Below are 19,289 nucleotides of genomic sequence, written 5' to 3' on the forward strand. Positions count from 1 at the left end.
AGGAATGTAAATTCCAAGTAAAATTTTATAGGAGGTGATAATAAATGGATAATCCAGTTGTTATAATCATTACTGTCGCCTTCGTATTGTTAGCTTTTATTTTAGGCTTCATATATCATAAAGTAACTAGTGAAAAAAAGATAGGCGCTGCAGATGCCTTAAGTCGCCAAATCATCGAAGATGCTAATAAACAAGCAGAAACTTTAAGACGTGAAACTCTTAAAGAAGCAAAAGATGAAATATCTAAAATCAAATTAGAAAATGATAGGAAGTTAAACAAACGTTCTAATGAATTAGATAAAAAAGAATCACGTTTGTTTAAAAAAGAGGAAAGTCTTGACAATAGAGCTTTATTGATTGACAAAAAGGCTGATCAGATCTCTAGCGATCAGAAGAGGTTAAAACAAAAAGAAGACAGCATTGATAAACTGATTGAACAACAACAGTTAGAATTGCAAAATATCGCAGGTCTCACAAACAACGAAGCTAAAGAAATTATACTAGAAAATGTCAAAAACGAAACAATTCACGAAACAGCAAAACTAATCAAAGAAAGTGAAGAACGAATAAAATCTGAAAGCAAAAAAATTGCAACAGAAATACTTGCGACTACTATACAAAGATATGCTGCAGAACAAGTAGCTGAAAATACTGTATCAGTAGTGTCTCTTCCCAATGATGAGATGAAAGGTAGAATTATCGGACGTGAAGGTAGAAATATTAGGGCCTTCGAACAATTATCAGGAGTTGACTTAATAATAGATGATACACCTGAAGCGGTAGTTATATCATCCTTTGAACCAGTTAGACGTGAAATTGCAAAAGTAGCACTAGAAAGATTGATTCAAGATGGCCGTATAAACCCGTCAAGAATTGAAGAAACACTTCAAAAAGCTGAAGAAGAAGTTGAACAAAGAATCATAGAAGATGGTGAAGAAGCTGCTGAAGCTGCAGGAGTTCATAACCTACATCCACAACTTATTAGAATGGTTGGTAAGATGAAGTTTAGAACCAGCTATGGTCAAAATGTTATGAAGCACTCAGTTGAAGTAGCTAATCTTGCAGGAATGCTTGCTGAAGAAATTGGTGCAGACGCGCAAACAGCAAGACGTGGCGGACTTCTACATGACATAGGTAAATCTATAGATCAAGAAGTAGCAGGAACTCATATAGAACTAGGTGTAGATGCAGCAACCAGATATGGTGAAAACAAGTATGTTATAAATGCTATCCAATCACACCATGGTGAAGTTGAGCCAAATTGTGTAGAATCTATATTAGTTCAAACGGCGGATACGATATCTGCTGCCAGACCTGGTGCTAGACGAGAATGCTTAGAAAATTATATTAGAAGATTAGAATCTCTTGAAGAGATAGCTAATTCATATCAAGGAATTGAAAAATCATTTGCTTTACAAGCTGGTAGAGAACTTAGAATAATGGTTAAACCAGAAAAAATAACAGATGATGAAATGATTGTAGTTGCTAGAGAGATTGCAAAAAGAATTGAAGATGAATTAGAATATCCAGGAGAAATAAAAGTAAATGTTCTTAGAGAATCAAATGCGATAGAATATGCAAGATAATTATTAAAAGTAATTATGACAAACTGCCATTATTTGGTGGCAGTTTTTAATTGCTATAAAAGTGAAAAAAAGAGAGAGGCTTGTAAATATAAATTATTGCACAAAATAATAATTTTGTGCAATAATTGTAAATATATAAAATATCAGTACAATAATATTATGAAAACTATAATTTATGCTATTTGGAGCAATTTATGAATCAACCAATACTACTTATAGACTATTTAAATTTCTTAAAATCAATTCGAGGTCTATCTCCCAATACAATTAAAGAATACGGATATGATTTAGAAGTGTTTTTCAAATATCAAATTCTAAGAAAAGTTTATTATGGAGATCAAAGCTCATTTGAAAAAGAATTTAAAGATAAAGATATGAAAAAAATAATTGATGCCAAATTCTTATCTAGTCTTACTATAGCTGATTTTTATGCTTATCTATCATATCTAGATAATGAAAAAAACGACAACCCTACTACTAGATCTAGGAAGATTTCAGCTATAAAGTCTTTTTATAAGTATCTATACCAAGAGATTGAAGTTATTGATGAGAATATAACTGAAAAGCTTAGAAATCCCAAAATCAGCCAAAGACAACCCGTCTACCTCACTTTAGATGAGACAGAAAGATTATTATCTGTAGTTAACACTGAGAAAAATGACTTTTTAAGGGCGCGTGATTTAGCCATTATATTCACTTTTCTTACAACTGGAATGCGATTATCTGAGTTAGTATCAATAAATGTGTCAGATATAGAAAATGATCATTTCAAAATAATTGGAAAAGGAAATAAAGAAAGGACAATCTATTTAACTGAAAACGCTCTAAAATTAATTCACCATTATTTAAAAATTAGAAATGAATATTTGGATGGTATGTATATAGAAGCTCTCTTCATATCTACAAGAAAAAAAAGAATTTCTAATAGAGCTGTCCAATCTACCATAGAAAAATACCTTAATAAGGCTGGATTTGATACCTCCTTGTACTCTACCCACAAATTAAGGCACACAGCTGCAACTTTGATGTATAAGTATGGCAATGTAGATATAAGGGCTCTAAAAGATATACTAGGACATACAAATATTTCAACAACTCAAATTTACACCCACTTAGATGATGAAGACCTTAAGGATGCTGTAAATAAGAATCCGCTTTCAAAATTAGACCTTTAGATAAAAAATCAAGGGTACCTATATGTATCCTTGATTTTTAAAACGGCTTAAAACGAGTTTTAGAGCGAGCTTTCCATGGTAATAATTTAATCCACCTTGTAGATATGCAATATATGGACTTCTTAGTGGACCATCTGCAGAAAGTTCTGATGTTGATCCTTCTACAAAACCACCAGCAGCCATAATCACAGGATCTTCATATCCTGGCATTGGAAATGGTTCTGGAATTAAATTTGAATCAACTGTAGAAGCTTCTTGTATAGCCTTACAAAATGTGATGACCTTATCTGGATCTCCAAATTTTATCGCTTGAACTACATCGCTTTGAGGATCTCCGATTTTAGGGATAACTTCATAACCTAGTTCGTTAAATACTTTTCCGAATAACATTCCTACTTTTATGGCTTCTTTAACAATTTGTGGCGCAAAATATAAGCCCTGTAAGACATATCTAGTTGTACCAAAACTTAAGCCTTCGTCCTTGCCAATTCCTGGTGCTGTTAAGGTATTTGAGCAGTACTCTATCAAATCTTTTTTACCCACAATATAACCGCCAGTTATAGCTATGCCGCCACCAAGATTTTTAATCAAGGATCCAGCTAATATATCTGCACCAACCTCTATTGGCTCTTTATCTTCAGTAAACTCGCCATAACAATTATCCACAAAAATAATAGTTTCAGGATTTGCTTTTCTAATTTCTATTATAGCTTTTTCAATTTCTTCTATTGTAAAGGCGCGTCTTTGAGTATATCCAGTAGATCTTTGAATTAGTGCTAATTTAGTATTTTTATCGACAATTTTGTGAATATTTTGATAATCAATTTGATTATTTTCATCTAGGCTCAGTTTTTCATAAGAAATTCCTTTTGAGATTAAATTACCTTTCTTATTACCTACAATCCCTATAACTTGTTGCATAGTATCGTAAGGATCATCAGTTATTGCTACCATTTTATCCCCGTAGTTTAATAAAGCAAATAGAACCAAAGATAAGGCGTGGGTCCCTGCAACAATGCTTGGTCTTACTAAAGCGTCTTCAGCTTTAAAAATATCAGCATATATCTCTTCTAACTTTTCCCTACCAGTATCAGCGTAACCGTATCCAGTTGCACTTATAAAATCTTGAGTATTAAGATTATTTTTATTGAATGCTTTCAATACCTTAAGTTGGTTAAATTCGGCTATTTCTTCTAGTTTATTAAAATCTTCACTTAAGCTTATTTGGGCTTTGGCAATCATATCATCAAATGAGTCATCTATATTATAATGACTATATATTTCGTTAAAATTCATAAGTATCCTTAATTGTACTAATAATTATATCGCTAGCATCATTTTTACTTAGATTATCCATAATAATTTCATGAGCAAAATTATAATTTAGGTATCTTTTCATCCATGTTACTTGTCTTTTTGCGTAGTGTCTTGTATTTTTTTGTATCAAATCTATAAGTTCATCAATATCTATTTCTTCTTTTATAAAAGGAAAGATTTCCTTATAACCAATTGCTGCCATGGATTGGGAGTTTTCATCTAGCTTATAGGTTTTAACTACGTTTACAAATTCTTCTATTAAACCTTCTGAAATCATTTCTATAACTCTATTATTAATATTTTCATAAAGCTCAGATCTGTCTTTAAAATTTAAGAAGAATAAAATTGGATCAACTTTTTCATTTAATACTTTTTCACCGCTTCTTACATCAGAAGGCTTTTTGCCTGTTAGTTCATAGATTTCAAGGGACCTAATTATCCTATTTCTTTCGTTTTCGTGGTATTTATCTGCTGTTATGGGATCAATATTCTTAAGTTTATCATATAAATATGAGTTCCCTTTATTATCAGCGATTGATTCTAGTTCATTTCTTAGATCAGAATCTCTAGGAGTTGCCCCATAATTCATATCAAATAAAATAGAATCTATATAAAATCCAGTACCTCCGGTAAGTATTGGAATATGTCCATCGTCATTAATTTGATGAATCAACAATCTTGCCTTTGATGAGAAATCTTCCACAGTGAAGTTTTCATTTGGATCAATCACATCAATTAAATGATGATTTATGCCGTAAGTTTGATCTATTTTATTTGTTCCTATGTTCATATCTTTATAAATTTGCTGGCTATCGGCAGATATTATTTGCCCACTAAAAGCCTTGGCAACATTTATTGCTATATCACTTTTACCACTAGCAGTAGGTCCTGTTATTATAATTAGTTTATCTTTCAAAATATCTCTCCAAATCTTTGTCAGTCAATTCTATAATAATTGCTTTCCCATCATAAGTTTTGTATGGATTGTCAAGATTTAATAGGTCATCAAGATATTTTCTAGCTTCGATTTCCCCAAGCTTGTTACCTTTTCTAAATGATTTAGACTTGATATATTTCCTTATATTTTTATAGAATATATCTCCCCTATCTTGTAAATCCAGATCTAACAAATCATAAAAGAAATTACCATAAGTATCATTATCAAACAATTGAGGAATAGATCTAATTAGCACTTTATCTTCGGCAATTAAGTCAATATCAAAACCCAAGCTCAATAGATCATCTCTTTTGTCAATAAATTTCAATTTATCATTAGCTTTTAGATTAATTACAATCGGCTCTAATAATAATTGTTGACTAACAGCACCATCTTCTAACTCTTTTATAAAATTATTGTAAAGTATTGCTTCATCAGCCCTCCTATTATCTACAAGAATAATATTGCCATTAGAGCAAGCAAATAAGGAATATCTTGAAAACATGCTTGTAAGATATGAATATGATTTTTCCTCAGTAAAGGAGATGGCGTCAAAATCCTTAGATGGCAGTTTGTAATTATCGTGACTCTCAAGTTTTTTCTCATCAACTTCGTATAGTTTTTTATCTTTATTTTCAAAAAAATTATTTTCTTCATAGGAAGACTTATTTTCCTTTACAACAGAAGAATTTTGATATTTTTCTAAGACACTAGCATAATCACTAAAATCTAATAAAGAATTATCCTTATTTTCATCAATAGTAATCTTATTTGGATACATATTTTCTGATAGAGATTTATAAGTACATTCCCTAAGCAAGGATAATAAGTCATCTTCATAAATAAACTTTATGGTCCTTTTGTTAGGATGAACATTTATATCTAGATTCTTTGGATTGGTGCTAATAAATAAAAATAAAGCCGGAAATCTCCCGTTAGGAATATAAGTTCTATATTCATTCTCAATTGTATTAATGATTAAAGGACTATCAACAAGTCTATTATTAACATATAGATATTGGAGTGACCTAGATGCTCTGTAATAGTTTGAGCTTGAGATAAATCCTTTTATGCTATAGATTTCATTGCTTGCATCTATTTCTATCAGTTCATCCTTTAGATTATCATCTAGTAAATTATAAATTCTAAGTTCAAGTGATTCGTTAGCTGATGTTTTAAATTCTAATCTATCATCTTTTATATACTTAAATCCTATGCTATTATAACCTAAGGCCAAAGAATACATCAATTTAGTAATGGCGTTTGACTCGGCTAGATCAGATTTCAAAAATTTATATCTAGCAGGTAGATTAGCAAATATATTTAATACTTCTATACTTGTACCAGTATTTGTCGCAATTGAAGATTCATTAATCTTGTTATTTGTAAACTCTATTTTGCTACCAATATTAGCATCAGAAGTTTTTGTAATGGCTCTCACATTTGCGACACTGACTATAGTGGATAAGGCTTCACCCCTAAAACCTAGAGAGTAAATATAATATAAATCTTCAAAATGTACAATTTTTGAAGTGGTATGTTTTTCAAAGGCAAGTTTTAGGTCATCTTTAGCTATGCCACTTCCGTCATCAGTAACACGTATATAGGTTTTTCCGCCATTTTTTATTTCAACTGTAATATTTTTTGCCTTAGCATCTATTGAATTCTCTACTAGTTCTTTTACAACAGAAAAAGGTGATTCAATCACCTCTCCTGCTGCTATTTGTTCTATTGTATATTGGTCTAATTTTCTAATAGGCATTACGCTAATCCATTTATCCTTTCTACTAAGGAATTAAGCTTATTAATTGCTTCTAGAGGTGTTAGGTCGTTTACATTAATATCTTTAGTAATAGAAATAATTTCATCCATATTTTTAGTATTTATATCATCTATGGTATCTACAATATTCTTAGTTTTATTTACTTCAAAATAATCATCATCAGAAATTTTATCCATAAAGACTTTGGCATCTTCGATTATTTCTTCAGGAAGACCACTTAGTTTTGCTACTTCAATACCATAAGACCTGTCGGATTTTCCTGGTGAAATTTTTCTTAGGAATATCAGATTGTCATTTTCATTTAATATTTCTATCTTTAGATTTTTAACGTTATCAAGCTCATTTTCAAGGATTGTAAGCTCATGAAAGTGTGTAGCAAATACAGTCTTAAACTTCTTGACTTTTGATATATATTTTACTAGAGCCATAGCAATACTTAATCCATCATCTGATGATGTTCCTCTGCCAACTTCATCTAAGATAACAAAAGACTTAGGAGTTGCATTTTTCAAAATATTGGAAACTTCATTCATTTCTAACATAAAGGTAGATTCGCCTTTGGATATATTATCGCTTGCTCCAATCCTAGAAAATACCTTATCACAAATGCCTATATCTGCATAGCTCGCAGGTACAAAGGATCCCATTTGAGCAAGTATTATTATAATGGCCATCTGCCTCATATAAGTAGACTTGCCTGCCATGTTAGGGCCAGTGATTATTTGAATCAGATTATCATCTTCACCTATATCTGTATCATTAGCAATAAATTCATTTTCTTTAAGTTTGCTTTCTATTACAGGGTGTCTACCATCCTTAATTATGATTTTGTTGGCATTATTAAGTACTGGCCTTATATAATTATTGAAATTAGCAACTCTAGCTAGGGTGTTAAGACAATCGATATTAGCTATCATTTTTGCCAAAGCTTGTAGCATTAAAGTTTTTTCTAATAAGATATCCCTTATTTCGTTAAATAATTGGTATTCAATGTCATTAACTTGGTCCTTGCCATTTAAAATTAAGCTGCTTAGTTCTTCAAGTTTTTCAGTTGTATAGCGTTCCTGATTCTTTAAAGTTTGTTTTCTTATATAAGTTTCTGGAACTTTGTCTAAATTACTTTTTGTAATTTCTATAGAGTAACCGTTATTTTTGTTAAAAATTATTTTATAATTTTTAATGCCAGTTTTTCCTCGCTCTTCACTTTCATATTTTGTAAGTTTTGTTAGTGCTTCTTCTGAGGATATTTTTAAATCATCAAGTTCATTAGAATATCCTTCTTTTATTATTCCACCTTCTGTTATAGAAATAGGAGGATCATTCACTATAGATTTTTCCAATAATTTATATATGTCTAATACATCAGGTAGGTTAATACCAAGATTTCTAATCATTTCATCATCTGAATCTTCTAGATAAGATTTTAATCTAGGAATATCCTCGATAGAGTTTTTAAGTGATATAAAATCTCTAGCATTGGCTCTCTTGTAAGATATTTTCCCAATTAATCGTTCTAAATCCATAACATTTTTTAGAAAGTTAGAAATATTTTGCGACTCTATTGGATTATTGGTAAAATATTCAACTATATCAAGTCTTCTGTCTATCTTTTCCTTATCAATTAGAGGCCTTTCTAACCATTGATTTATGAGCCTAGAGCCCATAACTGTATCACACTTATCAATAATATTTAGTACAGTATCTTCTTTGCCATTATTATTAAGATTTCTGTGTAATTCTAGGTTTTTCCTTGTATTTGCCTCTAGTTCTAGAAAATCATTTATTTCTAAAATTTCTATATTATTGATATGGATGAGTTTATCGTCATAAAATTTATAAATATAGTCAAGTAAGTTTGCTGTAGAAACAAGGCTAAGACGCATATTCTCAATTTTATTAAAGTTATCTATAGATAAATATTCGATAATCTTTTCGCTAATCTTGCTGTAATTATTATCATCGTCTATATAGTTTAAAAATACATCTGAATCTTGTTTTAAATATATTAAAACATCTTTTAAATTAAAATTACTATTTATTATTATTTCTGAAGGATTGATTTTTTCTATTTGATCAATTGTTCTTTTTGCTATTAAATCTTTTGAACCTTTTATTTCAAAACTCGTTAGTTGACCTGTAGATATGTCACAATATGTAAGTCCTAAGCCGAAATCATTTTGGAAAATTGATAGTAAATAATTATTTTCTCTATTATCAAGAGCATCTATATCTGTAATTGTTCCTGGAGTTACAACTCTAGTTATAGCTCTTTTAACGAGTCCCTTGGCCTCTTTAGGATCTTCTACCTGATCACATAAAGCAACTTTGTAGCCTTTTTTTACAAGTTTACCCACATAGTTATCAATTACATGGTGGGGAACTCCACACATAGGAGCTTTATTTTCATGTCCACATTCTTTGCCTGTTAGGGTAAGCCCCAATGTTTTGCTAATAATAATGGCATCGTCAAAAAAAGACTCAAAAAAATCTCCTACCCTATATAAGAGCAATGCATCTTTAAAAGAATTTTTTACATCTACGTAATGTTTCAACATTGGTGTTAGTTTTTCATATTTAAAATTATCCCTCATAGCTATCCCCTATCTTTACTCATATTATACCATAATAAAAAGACTCACTATAAAGCTATGTCTTATTACTTTATATCTAGAGTCTTAACATTTGTTATCCATTTTGCTGATGAATTTGTTGCTGTATCTATTATTATCATTTTACCATAGCCTGGATTTATATCATAAATTGGTTTGCCATCAATCCTATATACCAGATATATTCTTCCTGGCTCTAATACATCAGACATAGCTACCCTTGTTGAGTTTCCTTCATCATCTTCTATTACCATAACACCACTATCTTTTAGATTGTAGTCAAGTTTTCCAATAATTTGTTCTATAGAGATACCTTCCACTGGAGTAGTCTCGAGTCCATTATTAATGCTTATATCAAGCTTTTGGCTCCCCATTGATCTTAATTCTTTTAAGGTTAAAGAATCAAGCTGGTCTCCATTGCCTTTAACTATCAATATCTCATTATCATATTTTGCTATTTCGTTTTCACTACTTACTTTTTTAAAGACAATAAACGCTATGCTAAGAATAAAAATTATGGCTAATATTAGAAATATACGATACTTATTCTTTTTAAAAACTTTTGAAAAATTATTATTCATTAATTGCCAGTGGAACCAAAACCACTTTCACCTCTATCCGTTTCATCTAAACTTTCTACTTGAACTAATTCACATCTCTCATAAGGTTGAATTACTAATTGAGCTATCCTATCTCCATTTTTAATAACTTGGGTATCTTTACCATAATTATACATAAAGATCATAATTTCCCCTCTATAGTCTGAATCTATAACTCCAACAGTATTTGCTAGCATTAGCTGCCTTTTAACACCAGTTGAAGATCTGGGATACACTGCTCCAAAAAAGCCTTGAGGAATCTGTACTCTAAGATCTGTATTAATTTTTTTCATATCTCCTGGCTCAATTATTATATCTTCATCATTTGAACAATATAAGTCTATGCCACAAGAACCCGATGTTTGATAAGATGGGATTTGTCCATCTGTCATAATTTTTAATATTTTATTCATTTTTATCACCTTCACTACACAATAATATACCAATTTTTACCTATAATTACAAAGGAATATAAAAATATTTTAAATGATACTATTTGTAATATATTAATAGGTAAAATCTTAATTAAATTTGTATAAATTGTTAAAGATATTGCAATAAAAATCTAAGTGTATTATAATTATATTTAAGATAATAATGTACATAAAAAAAGGGAGTAAATTATGACAGATAAGAAAAAAGATAAAGTAATTGATCCAAAAACAGGCGAAGTTTGCTGTTCTAGCCAATACGAAGGTAACGATGAGCTTGACAAAAAAACTCGTGCATCAGAAACAACAAAAGGCGGAGATGATATAGATAAAAAATATTCTCCAGATCAAGAAGAACTTAAAACAGAAGTTGATGAAGCAGATCAAATCTCAAACGTTGGTGTAGAAAGCAGAAGAACTCGTGAAGATGATTTGTCAGAAAATCCTTCTAAAGATAAATAGTTTATAATACTTACATAGCCTCCATTTCACTTATGATTTGGAGGTTTTTTATAACAAAAAACCAAGCATTGCGATTTTTACAAGGCTTGGTAGATATTTAACTTATATTGGTTTATTAATTATCACTTTCTTCTGATGGATTTTCTGAAAGTTCATCAACTCTTGTTCTTCTTCCTTCAGCACTTGGACCAGATACTTGTCCTGCTTCATCGATTGTAGTGTTTCTATACTCTGTATCAGTAGTATATTTGACATCAGGATCTTCGAAATTTAGGCTTTGATCACTTGATTTAACTTTATTTTCTAAAGATACATCGCCTTCAAATTGACTAGTTTCTTCTTCTTTTCCAGTTTCAGGATTGATAATTTTTTCATTTTCTTTTTTATCTGTCATTTTTAACTCCTTTTCTATTCCACTATATTTTATACCCAAATAAAGGTAATTTAAAATTTATTATTTTTTTTCTAAAATATCAGTCATTGTCTTCGCTAATGGCTCTTCTTAGTAGATCTCCCTTTTCTAGTGGATAATCAATTGTCATATAGATCTTTTCCTTAGCTTTGTTAGCAACTTCTAAATCCTCACCCTTGGAATTTCTCATATTATCAATTTTAAATTCGTAAAAATCTTTTTTATTTCCAAATATTTCTATATCTTCTCCTAGGAAAAACCTATTTCTTTGTTCAATAATAGCTTCTTTTGTATCTGGAATGTAATCTAATACCTTGCCTATAAAGTCATATTTTCTAATATATGATGAAGTCTCATAGATTTGACCATCTCCATCAGGTTTGTTATAAAAGAATCCCTTTGTGTAGTGTCTGTGACTTGCTTTTTCAACTTCATTGAAATACTTTTGGATAGTTTCTTTATTATAATTACCTTCATAATAAGCATCTATAGCCTGTCTATAGCTTCTTATAACAGTAGCAACATAAAACTCTGTCTTCATTCTTCCTTCGATTTTAAAGCTATCAATACCAGCTTCTATAAGCTTATCAAGTTCATCTATCAAACATAGGTCTTTAGAGTTCATTATATAGGTCCCTGATCCATCTTCTTCTATTGGATAATACTCTCCCGGCCTATTTTCTTCTTGAATACTGTATTTCCACCTACAAGCTTGGGCACAATCTCCTCTGTTGGCATCACGTCCTGTCATATAGTTAGATAGTAGACATCTACCAGAGTAGGATATACACATAGCTCCATGAACAAATACTTCTATTTCCAAATCTTTTGGAGTATTGTTCCTAATCTCGATGATTTCTTCCAATGACAGTTCACGAGCGAGTATAACTCTTTTTGCTCCCATCTTATACCAAAAATTCACAGTTGCTGTGTTTGTAACAGAAGCTTGTGTAGAGATATGAAGGTCTATATTGGTTAGTTCCTTAGCAAGTGAAAAGATACCAGGATCAGAAATTATAAGTGCATCAACACCTATCTCATCAAGAAATTTTAAGTAATCTTCAATACCGTTCATATCTTCATCGTGAGGTACTATATTCATTGTTATATGAACTCTAACTCCGTTGTCATGGGCAAATTTTACAGCTGCAATCATAGCTTCTCTATCAAAATTTTTGGCATTGGCCCTAAGACCAAAGCTATCTCCAGCCATAAATACTGCATCTGCTCCAAATTTTACAGCTGCTTCTAACCTTTCCATATCACCTGCGGGGGCAAGTAATTCTACTTTTTCCTTATTCATTTATTCTCCTTAACACTTAAAGTTAAACCATCACATAATGGTATGATAGAAGTTTTAAAGTCTTTCCTATCGCTTACATAGGATAGATAATTTCTTAATCTTTTTACAATAGTGATCATTCTCTTATTTACCAAATCATCATTTAAGACCATGCCTTTGAACAGAACATTATCAGCTATTATTATTCCACCGTCATTTAATAAATTAGCACAAATTTTAAAATAGTCTTCATAGTGAGCCTTATTGGCATCAATAAAAACAAAATCAAAGCCTTGACTTATATTATTCAAGGCTTTCATTGCATCATCATTTATTAAATTTATAGGAGCATTGTATTTATCAAAATTATTTTGGGCTATTTTTGATGTAGGCTCATCAAGCTCTATGGTAGTAATATCAGCTTTAGTATATTTATAAAAAACTAAGGATGAATATCCTATAGCCGTTCCTAATTCTAGGATGGTTTTTGGCCTTTGTATAGCCAATATACTTTTGATAAATTCTTTGCTCTCTACATTCATTATAGGGACATCATTCTTTAAAGCATATGATCTTAGGTCTAAAAAGTCCCTATCTTCAATAATGTTTTCTAAATAATCACTAGTATGTTGGTAATTAATATATCTCATTATTTTCTACTTCTGATATTATTGGTAATATCATAGGATCACGGCCTAGTTCGTTGTATAAATAAGATTTTAAGTCTTCTCTAATCTGATATTTTATTTGACTTAATGCTCTTATTTCTTCTTTTTGACATTTTTCAACTGACCTTAAAACAACTTCCTTTGCATTTTCTATAATATCTTGGTTTTCTTTGACGTATACAAAACCACGAGATACTATCTCTGGACCTGCTAGTAAGGCTTGGGTATTTCTGTCAAATGTTATAGATACAACCATAAGACCATCTTCTGATAGGTGTTTTCTATCTTTTAGAACAATATTTCCTACATCACCAATACCAGAGCCATCTACTAAAACTTTTCCAGCAGTTACTTTTCCAGCAACTTTTGCTGTTTTCTTAGTAAACTCAAGTACATCTCCATTTTCTAGAACAAATATTTTATCCTTATCCATGCCCATATCTTCAGCTATTTTTTGGTGAGTTTGTAATTGACGTGCCTCACCATGGGCAGGTAATAAATATTTTGGTGTGGTTAGTTGATACATTAATTTTATTTCTTCTTGGCAAGCGTGTCCAGATGCATGGACTTTTGCAAGAGAAGCATATATTATATTTACACCAATCTTTGTAAGTTTGTTAATGGTATTATTGATAGCTATCTCGTTACCTGGAATTGCTGATGAAGAAAGTATTACTGTATCTGTTTCATTTAGGTGAATTTGTTTGTGTTCTCCATTAGCCATTCTTGTAAGTGCTGATAGCGGCTCACCTTGAGTACCTGTTGAAAGAACAACTATCTCATCATCAGCATAAGATTTGATATTTTTCATGTCAATTAGTGTATTGCTCTTAACTTTTAAATATCCCAAATCGCTAGCAATCTTAACGTTATTTAACATTGAACGGCCAGAAAGTGCCACTTTTCTGTTATATTTTTCGGCCGCATATATTACTTGTTGAACTCTATGAAGGTTACTTGCAAAGGTAGCAACAATTATCCTGCCACTTACTTGACCGAAAATCCTTATAAAAGTATCTCCAACTTCTTTTTCACTAAGTGAGTGGCCAGGTCTTTCAACGTTTGTACTATCTGCATAAACTGCTAGTAAGCCTTTTTTACCTAGTTCTGCTAGCCTTTGTATATCTGTTGGATCACCATCAATTGGTGTAAAGTCCATTTTAAAGTCGCCTGTGAATAGAATTGTTCCTACAGGTGATTTAACTGCTATAGAACAAGAATCTGGAATAGAGTGGCTTACTCTAATAAATTCTACACTTAATTCGCCAACATTAACCTTGTTGTTGACATTTACCATTTTGATTCTATTTGGATTTAAGCCATGTTCTTTAAATTTGTTTTCTAAAAGACCTTTTGTTAATTTTGAACAATATACATTTGTATCTACACTCTTTAAAAAGTATGGTATAGCGCCAATATGGTCTTCGTGACCGTGGGTTACAAATATACCTCTTAGTTTATCTTTGTTTTCTTCTACATAGGTAAAATCTGGTATTACTATATCTACTCCAAGCATATCTTGGTCAGGAAATGTAAGTCCACAGTCTATCATAACCATGTCATTTCCGTATTCAACTATAGTACAGTTCTTACCAATTTCTTGCAATCCCCCTATGGGAATTAGCTTTAATTTCTTCTCATGTCTCATTTATACTCCTTAAGTTTTTGACATTCGGAGCATGTGCCATAAATTCTAAGAGAACAATATTTCATATCAAAATCATACATATCTTTTAATGATTTTGTTAATTCATTTTTATCTATACATTCATCTTCAATTATTTTCCCACAACTAGTACAAATAATATGATCGTGATGGTCATTTAATGAATCTATAAGCTCATAAGTATAGGCATTGTCAGTAAATTCTTGTTTGTTAACAATACCTAATTCTTCAAAAATATTTAAAGTTCTATATATTGTTGCAATTCCTACTTGCTTATTATCCTCATGAACAATGGAAAATAGTTCTTCTGGTGTGACATGCTTAGGAGAGCTATCTTTTAAAACATTAAAAATAATCTCTCTTTGCTTTGTAAACTTTTGATTATGATCTTCAAAAATTTTTCTAACTTCTTTAGTTTCCATTGTCTTCTTCCTTCATTTCTTCATACAATTTGATAATTTCATCTAATTCTTCCTGATCATCTATAGCTTTAAATATAACTTCATCGTCATTATTTATCACTTCTGCAATAAGAATTAAATCATCATCGTCTTGTTGAAGGGCACAGTAATTATTGTCATCTACTCCGAAAGTATCTATTATATTAAATTTGACTTCATTATTATCTTCATCATATAAAACAATACTATCCATTGTTTCTCCTGTCTAAATAGCTTTGCAAGATAAATGTAGCTGCAATTTTGTCTATATATTTCTTCCTATTTTCTCGTCTTACATCCATATCAATAAGTACTCTTTCTGATTGAAGAGTAGTCATTCTTTCATCTTCATAAATAAACTCTTTGTCAGTTTGCTTTTTTAGCAAATCTACAAAACTCATTACTTTCATAGATTGAGGGCCTATGGAATTATTCATATTTTTAGGAAGACCTATCACAATTGTTTCTACATCTTCTTTTTCTATAATTTCAACTAGCCTTTGAATGTCTAGGCTTGCTTTTTTTCTTTTTATTGTTTCTATGGGATGAGCCATCAAAAACATAGGGTCGCTAAGAGCAACCCCAATAGTTTTATCACCTACATCCAGACCCATTATCCTAGTCATTGATATAGCTATTTAATAATTCTTCAAGTATTTCATCTCTATCTACAACTCTAATAAGTTTACGTGCACCATTATGAGCTGTAATATAGGTAGGATCTCCAGATAACAAGTATCCAACAATCTGCCCTGTTGGCTTATAACCTTTTTCTTCTAGGGCATTATAAACAGTTGTTAAAATCTCTCTTATATCCTTTTGGTCATCTCTTTCAGGCTTAAAAGCGATAGTTTCGTTAAAATTATTATTTTCAGTCATTTTAAAACTCCTCTATATAATTTGATGAGCTCTCTCTAAAGCAACATCTACTTTAGAAATATCTTTTCCTCCAGCTTGTGCGAAGTTCTTTCTTCCTCCGCCGTTTCCACCAGTTAACTGACTTATCTCTCTTACTATTTTTCCTGCATCATATCTATTAGTTAAACTATCATCAACAGACACCGTAAATATCAACTTATTATTACTTAGACTTGCAAAAACTATGACTAAATTATCAAATGTTTGTTTTAATCTATTTTCATAATCACGCATCTGATCTGTAGTCGCATCTTCAAATTTATAAATAAGTAGATTTATATCATCTTTCTTCTCTACTGCTTTTTTTAATTGATCAAAAGTATCTTTGTTTGAAGATGATTTTAATCTTTTTATTTCTTCTTTTTGATTTGCGATTTCTTCTTTAATAGATTTGATTCTATTTTCAATTAAATCTTCTCTAGTTCCTAAATCAGAAGCTATATTTTCTAAGTCAGTTTTTTGTTTTTGTAAAAGCTCATAAACTTTTTTACCGCTTATAGCTTCTATTCTGCGAACGCCAGCAGAAACTGATGATTCGCTTATTATTTTAAACATTAAGATTTCAGATGAATTGTTAACATGGCATCCACCACACAATTCTTTAGAATAATCTCCGATGGAAACGACCCTAACTTCGTCTTTGTACTTGTCCTCAAATAGTCCTATAGCTCCCATTTCTTGGGATTTTTTGAATGGGAGAATTTCTTTTGTTACATCTAACTGTTCTCTGATTTTTTCGTTAACTATATCTTCAATTTCTCTTTTTTGGCTAGCTGTAAGTGATCCATTATAGGTAAAATCAAATCTGAGTTTCTCATCATCTACTAGAGATCCTGCTTGGTTTATACTATCACCTAATACATCTCTGAGGGCTTGGTCTAATAAGTGAGTTGCTGAGTGATTTCTCGTTATATCTAAGCGACGAGTTTTACAAACTTCAAAAGTATATTCTTCATTAGAATTAATTTCACCATCTATAATATCTACGTAGTGGAAATAAATATCATTTTTCTTTTGAACATCAGTAACTTTTGCCTTAGCATTATCACTATATATATAACCTATATCAGCTACTTCACCACCGCCTTCAGCATAAAATGAAGTCTTATCACTTACTACTATACCTTCTTGGCCCTCTTTTAGCGATTTTACTTGGCCATTTTCGTCAAATAAATTAGTAATTTTTGCATTAACTGATAAATTATCATAACCAATAAAGTCTGTTGGGTTGATTCCATCAGTAACTATATTATCAAGTGACCAACCAGCGTCTTTTTTCCTTGCATTACGAGCTTTTTCTCTTTGATCTTCCATCTCTTGATTAAATTTATCTTCATCTACATCGTAGTCTTGTTCATTTAATATTTCTTTAGTCAAATCAAGAGGGAATCCATAGGTATCATACAATTTGAAGGCTTCAGATCCATCTAAGATTTTTTTGCCATCTTTTTCCATTTCATCTATTAGAGTATTTAATCTATCCAAGCCCTGGTCTATAGTCTTTTGGAACCTATCTTCTTCTTCGATGATAACTTCAAGTATATGATCTTTATTTTCAGATAATTCTTTGTATTCATCTTCATAGGAGTCAATAACTTTATTTACAATCTTAGTTAAAAATTCGCCGTCTATACCAAGAAGCTTGCCGTGTCTATAGGCACGTCTTATAAGTCTTCTAAGGACATATCCACGTTTTTCATTTGATGGAACTACTCCATCTGAAACAAGGAATGTCATGGCCTTTACGTGGTCAGTGATAACTCTGATTGAAACGTCATCTTTTGGATTTTCTTTATATGTTTTGCCTGATACTTTTTCTATTTCTCTTATAATATCTTGAGCTATATCAACTTCAAAGATATTATCTTTTTGTTGAAGAATCATGGCAATTCTTTCAAGACCCATACCAGTATCAATATTTGGATGAGCTAGAGGTGTATAGTTTCCTTCACTATCTTTATTAAATTGAGTAAATACTAGATTCCATATCTCTAGAAATCTATCAGAATTGTCATTACCAGGAGCATTGTCATTTTCATCAACTGCCTTGCTAGGACCTCTGTCTACGAATATTTCTGAACATGGTCCACATGGACCAACTTCTAGCTCCCAAAAGTTTTCATCCTTATCTTGACGTAGGATACGTTCTTTTGGCATGCCTACTTCATCTTTCCAAATGTTATATGCTTCGTCATCATCTTTGTAAACAGTAACCCATAACAAGTCCTTAGAAATCTCTAGGTGCTCAGTCAAATATTCATATGCCCAAGTAATGGCCTCTTTCTTAAAATAATCTCCAAAAGAAAAGTTACCCAACATTTCAAAATATGTTCCATGGCGTTCAGTTTTTCCAACTCTTTCAATATCTCCAGTACGAACACATCTTTGTGAAGATGTTGCTCTATTATTTTTCATGCTCTCTTCACCAGTAAAATACTTCTTAAGTGGTGCCATACCTGCGTTTATTAAAAGTAAAGATTCATCATCTTTTGGTATTAGAGAAAAAGATTTTAAAATTGTGTGATTTTTCTCATTTCCAAAAAAATCTATATAAGATTTTCTAAGTTCATTAACTCCTAAGTTTTTCATCGACTCTCCTATTATTTTGATTTACCATAGTATCTAATGTTATGGAATCAATAGTATCATTTATAGCTTCATCTAATTTATTAAAGGCGAAATATGCCCTACATTCATTGTCACAATGACTACCATCTTCAAGGCAACCTGTTACATTAAAAGTACCCTCAAGAACTCTTAAAACTTCACCAACTGTTATTTGATCAAGTTTTTTTACTAGCTTGTATCCGCCTTTTGGACCTCTAGTGGATTCAACTATATTAGCATTTTTAAGTAACCTTATGAGTTGTTCAAGGTAGTTATCAGATAAATCAAGATTTTCTGATATTTCAGAAACAGGTATATATCCTCTATCTTCATTTTCTGCCAAGTAGCATATAGCTCTTAGCCCATATTTACTTCTAGTTGATAATTTCATTATATC

19 protein-coding genes are annotated in these 19,289 nt (G+C 31.0%); 3 read left to right on the forward strand and 16 right to left on the reverse strand.

Features of this window, described 5'->3' with window-relative positions; genetic code table 11:
- The first annotated feature begins 44 nt into the window (after window positions 1-44).
- Both rny and BN38_RS06795 read left to right on the forward strand, forming a co-directional pair.
- Window positions 45-1,586, forward strand: a complete 1,542-nt coding sequence (rny, locus tag BN38_RS06790) for a ribonuclease Y (protein WP_044566205.1) — start codon at window positions 45-47, stop codon at window positions 1,584-1,586.
- A gap of 194 nt (window positions 1,587-1,780) precedes the next feature.
- Window positions 1,781-2,761, forward strand: a complete 981-nt coding sequence (locus tag BN38_RS06795; RefSeq protein ID WP_044566206.1) for a tyrosine recombinase XerC — start codon at window positions 1,781-1,783, stop codon at window positions 2,759-2,761.
- Between the two features lie 18 nt (window positions 2,762-2,779).
- On the opposite strand, the gene BN38_RS06800 is transcribed toward BN38_RS06795, so the two are convergent.
- The 6 genes from BN38_RS06800 to dut all read right to left on the reverse strand — a co-directional run bounded on the left by BN38_RS06800 (window position 2,780) and on the right by dut (window position 10,419).
- Window positions 2,780-4,057 (reverse strand): methionine gamma-lyase family protein, encoded by a 1,278-nt coding sequence (locus BN38_RS06800; protein ID WP_044566207.1) that lies wholly within the window; start codon window positions 4,055-4,057, stop codon window positions 2,780-2,782.
- A complete protein-coding gene (miaA, locus tag BN38_RS06805; protein WP_044566208.1) occupies window positions 4,047-4,994 on the reverse strand; it encodes a tRNA (adenosine(37)-N6)-dimethylallyltransferase MiaA in 948 nt (315 codons plus the stop codon). The genes BN38_RS06800 and miaA overlap by 11 nt, the downstream gene beginning before the upstream one ends.
- The gene (mutL, locus tag BN38_RS06810) at window positions 4,984-6,777 is read right to left on the reverse strand and encodes a DNA mismatch repair endonuclease MutL (protein ID WP_044566209.1); all 1,794 of its coding nucleotides are present in this window, start codon (window positions 6,775-6,777) and stop codon (window positions 4,984-4,986) included. The genes miaA and mutL overlap by 11 nt, the downstream gene beginning before the upstream one ends.
- On the reverse strand, window positions 6,777-9,389 hold the full coding sequence (gene mutS / locus BN38_RS06815) for a DNA mismatch repair protein MutS (RefSeq protein ID WP_044566210.1): 2,613 nt from the start codon (window positions 9,387-9,389) through the stop codon (window positions 6,777-6,779). The genes mutL and mutS overlap by 1 nt, the downstream gene beginning before the upstream one ends.
- A gap of 65 nt (window positions 9,390-9,454) precedes the next feature.
- Window positions 9,455-9,988, reverse strand: a complete 534-nt coding sequence (locus tag BN38_RS06820) for a hypothetical protein (protein ID WP_044566211.1) — start codon at window positions 9,986-9,988, stop codon at window positions 9,455-9,457.
- A complete protein-coding gene (gene dut, locus BN38_RS06825; protein WP_044566212.1) occupies window positions 9,988-10,419 on the reverse strand; it encodes a dUTP diphosphatase in 432 nt (143 codons plus the stop codon). The genes BN38_RS06820 and dut overlap by 1 nt, the downstream gene beginning before the upstream one ends.
- Before the next feature lie 210 nt (window positions 10,420-10,629).
- Between dut and BN38_RS06830 the strand changes: the two genes are divergently transcribed.
- Window positions 10,630-10,899, forward strand: coding sequence for a hypothetical protein (locus tag BN38_RS06830; RefSeq protein WP_044566213.1), 270 nt, complete (start codon window positions 10,630-10,632; stop codon window positions 10,897-10,899).
- A gap of 115 nt (window positions 10,900-11,014) precedes the next feature.
- Here the strand turns inward: BN38_RS06830 and BN38_RS06835 are convergent, their stop codons facing one another.
- From BN38_RS06835 to BN38_RS06880, 10 genes are all read right to left on the reverse strand, one after another.
- Window positions 11,015-11,293, reverse strand: a complete 279-nt coding sequence (locus tag BN38_RS06835) for a hypothetical protein (protein ID WP_044566214.1) — start codon at window positions 11,291-11,293, stop codon at window positions 11,015-11,017.
- Between the two features lie 79 nt (window positions 11,294-11,372).
- Complete coding sequence (locus tag BN38_RS06840; RefSeq protein WP_044566215.1) at window positions 11,373-12,614, reverse strand: peptidase U32 family protein; 1,242 nt, start codon at window positions 12,612-12,614, stop codon at window positions 11,373-11,375.
- On the reverse strand, window positions 12,611-13,243 hold the full coding sequence (locus tag BN38_RS06845; protein WP_044566216.1) for an O-methyltransferase: 633 nt from the start codon (window positions 13,241-13,243) through the stop codon (window positions 12,611-12,613). The genes BN38_RS06840 and BN38_RS06845 overlap by 4 nt, the downstream gene beginning before the upstream one ends.
- Window positions 13,230-14,909 (reverse strand): ribonuclease J, encoded by a 1,680-nt coding sequence (locus BN38_RS06850; protein ID WP_044566217.1) that lies wholly within the window; start codon window positions 14,907-14,909, stop codon window positions 13,230-13,232. Before BN38_RS06850 ends, BN38_RS06845 begins: the two co-directional genes overlap by 14 nt.
- Window positions 14,906-15,349, reverse strand: a complete 444-nt coding sequence (locus BN38_RS06855; RefSeq protein ID WP_044566218.1) for a Fur family transcriptional regulator — start codon at window positions 15,347-15,349, stop codon at window positions 14,906-14,908. The genes BN38_RS06850 and BN38_RS06855 overlap by 4 nt, the downstream gene beginning before the upstream one ends.
- Window positions 15,339-15,581, reverse strand: a complete 243-nt coding sequence (locus BN38_RS06860) for a DUF1292 domain-containing protein (protein WP_044566219.1) — start codon at window positions 15,579-15,581, stop codon at window positions 15,339-15,341. Before BN38_RS06860 ends, BN38_RS06855 begins: the two co-directional genes overlap by 11 nt.
- Window positions 15,574-15,993, reverse strand: coding sequence for a Holliday junction resolvase RuvX (gene ruvX / locus BN38_RS06865; protein ID WP_044566220.1), 420 nt, complete (start codon window positions 15,991-15,993; stop codon window positions 15,574-15,576). Before ruvX ends, BN38_RS06860 begins: the two co-directional genes overlap by 8 nt.
- Complete coding sequence (locus BN38_RS06870) at window positions 15,986-16,246, reverse strand: IreB family regulatory phosphoprotein (protein WP_044566221.1); 261 nt, start codon at window positions 16,244-16,246, stop codon at window positions 15,986-15,988. The genes ruvX and BN38_RS06870 overlap by 8 nt, the downstream gene beginning before the upstream one ends.
- A gap of 12 nt (window positions 16,247-16,258) precedes the next feature.
- The gene (alaS, locus tag BN38_RS06875; RefSeq protein WP_044566222.1) at window positions 16,259-18,874 is read right to left on the reverse strand and encodes an alanine--tRNA ligase; all 2,616 of its coding nucleotides are present in this window, start codon (window positions 18,872-18,874) and stop codon (window positions 16,259-16,261) included.
- Window positions 18,855-19,283, reverse strand: a complete 429-nt coding sequence (locus BN38_RS06880; RefSeq protein ID WP_044566223.1) for an RrF2 family transcriptional regulator — start codon at window positions 19,281-19,283, stop codon at window positions 18,855-18,857. Before BN38_RS06880 ends, alaS begins: the two co-directional genes overlap by 20 nt.
- Window positions 19,284-19,289: the final 6 nt, after the last annotated feature.

This window comes from Anaerococcus provencensis (assembly GCF_000312365.2).
GTDB lineage: Bacteria > Bacillota > Clostridia > Tissierellales > Peptoniphilaceae > Anaerococcus > Anaerococcus provencensis.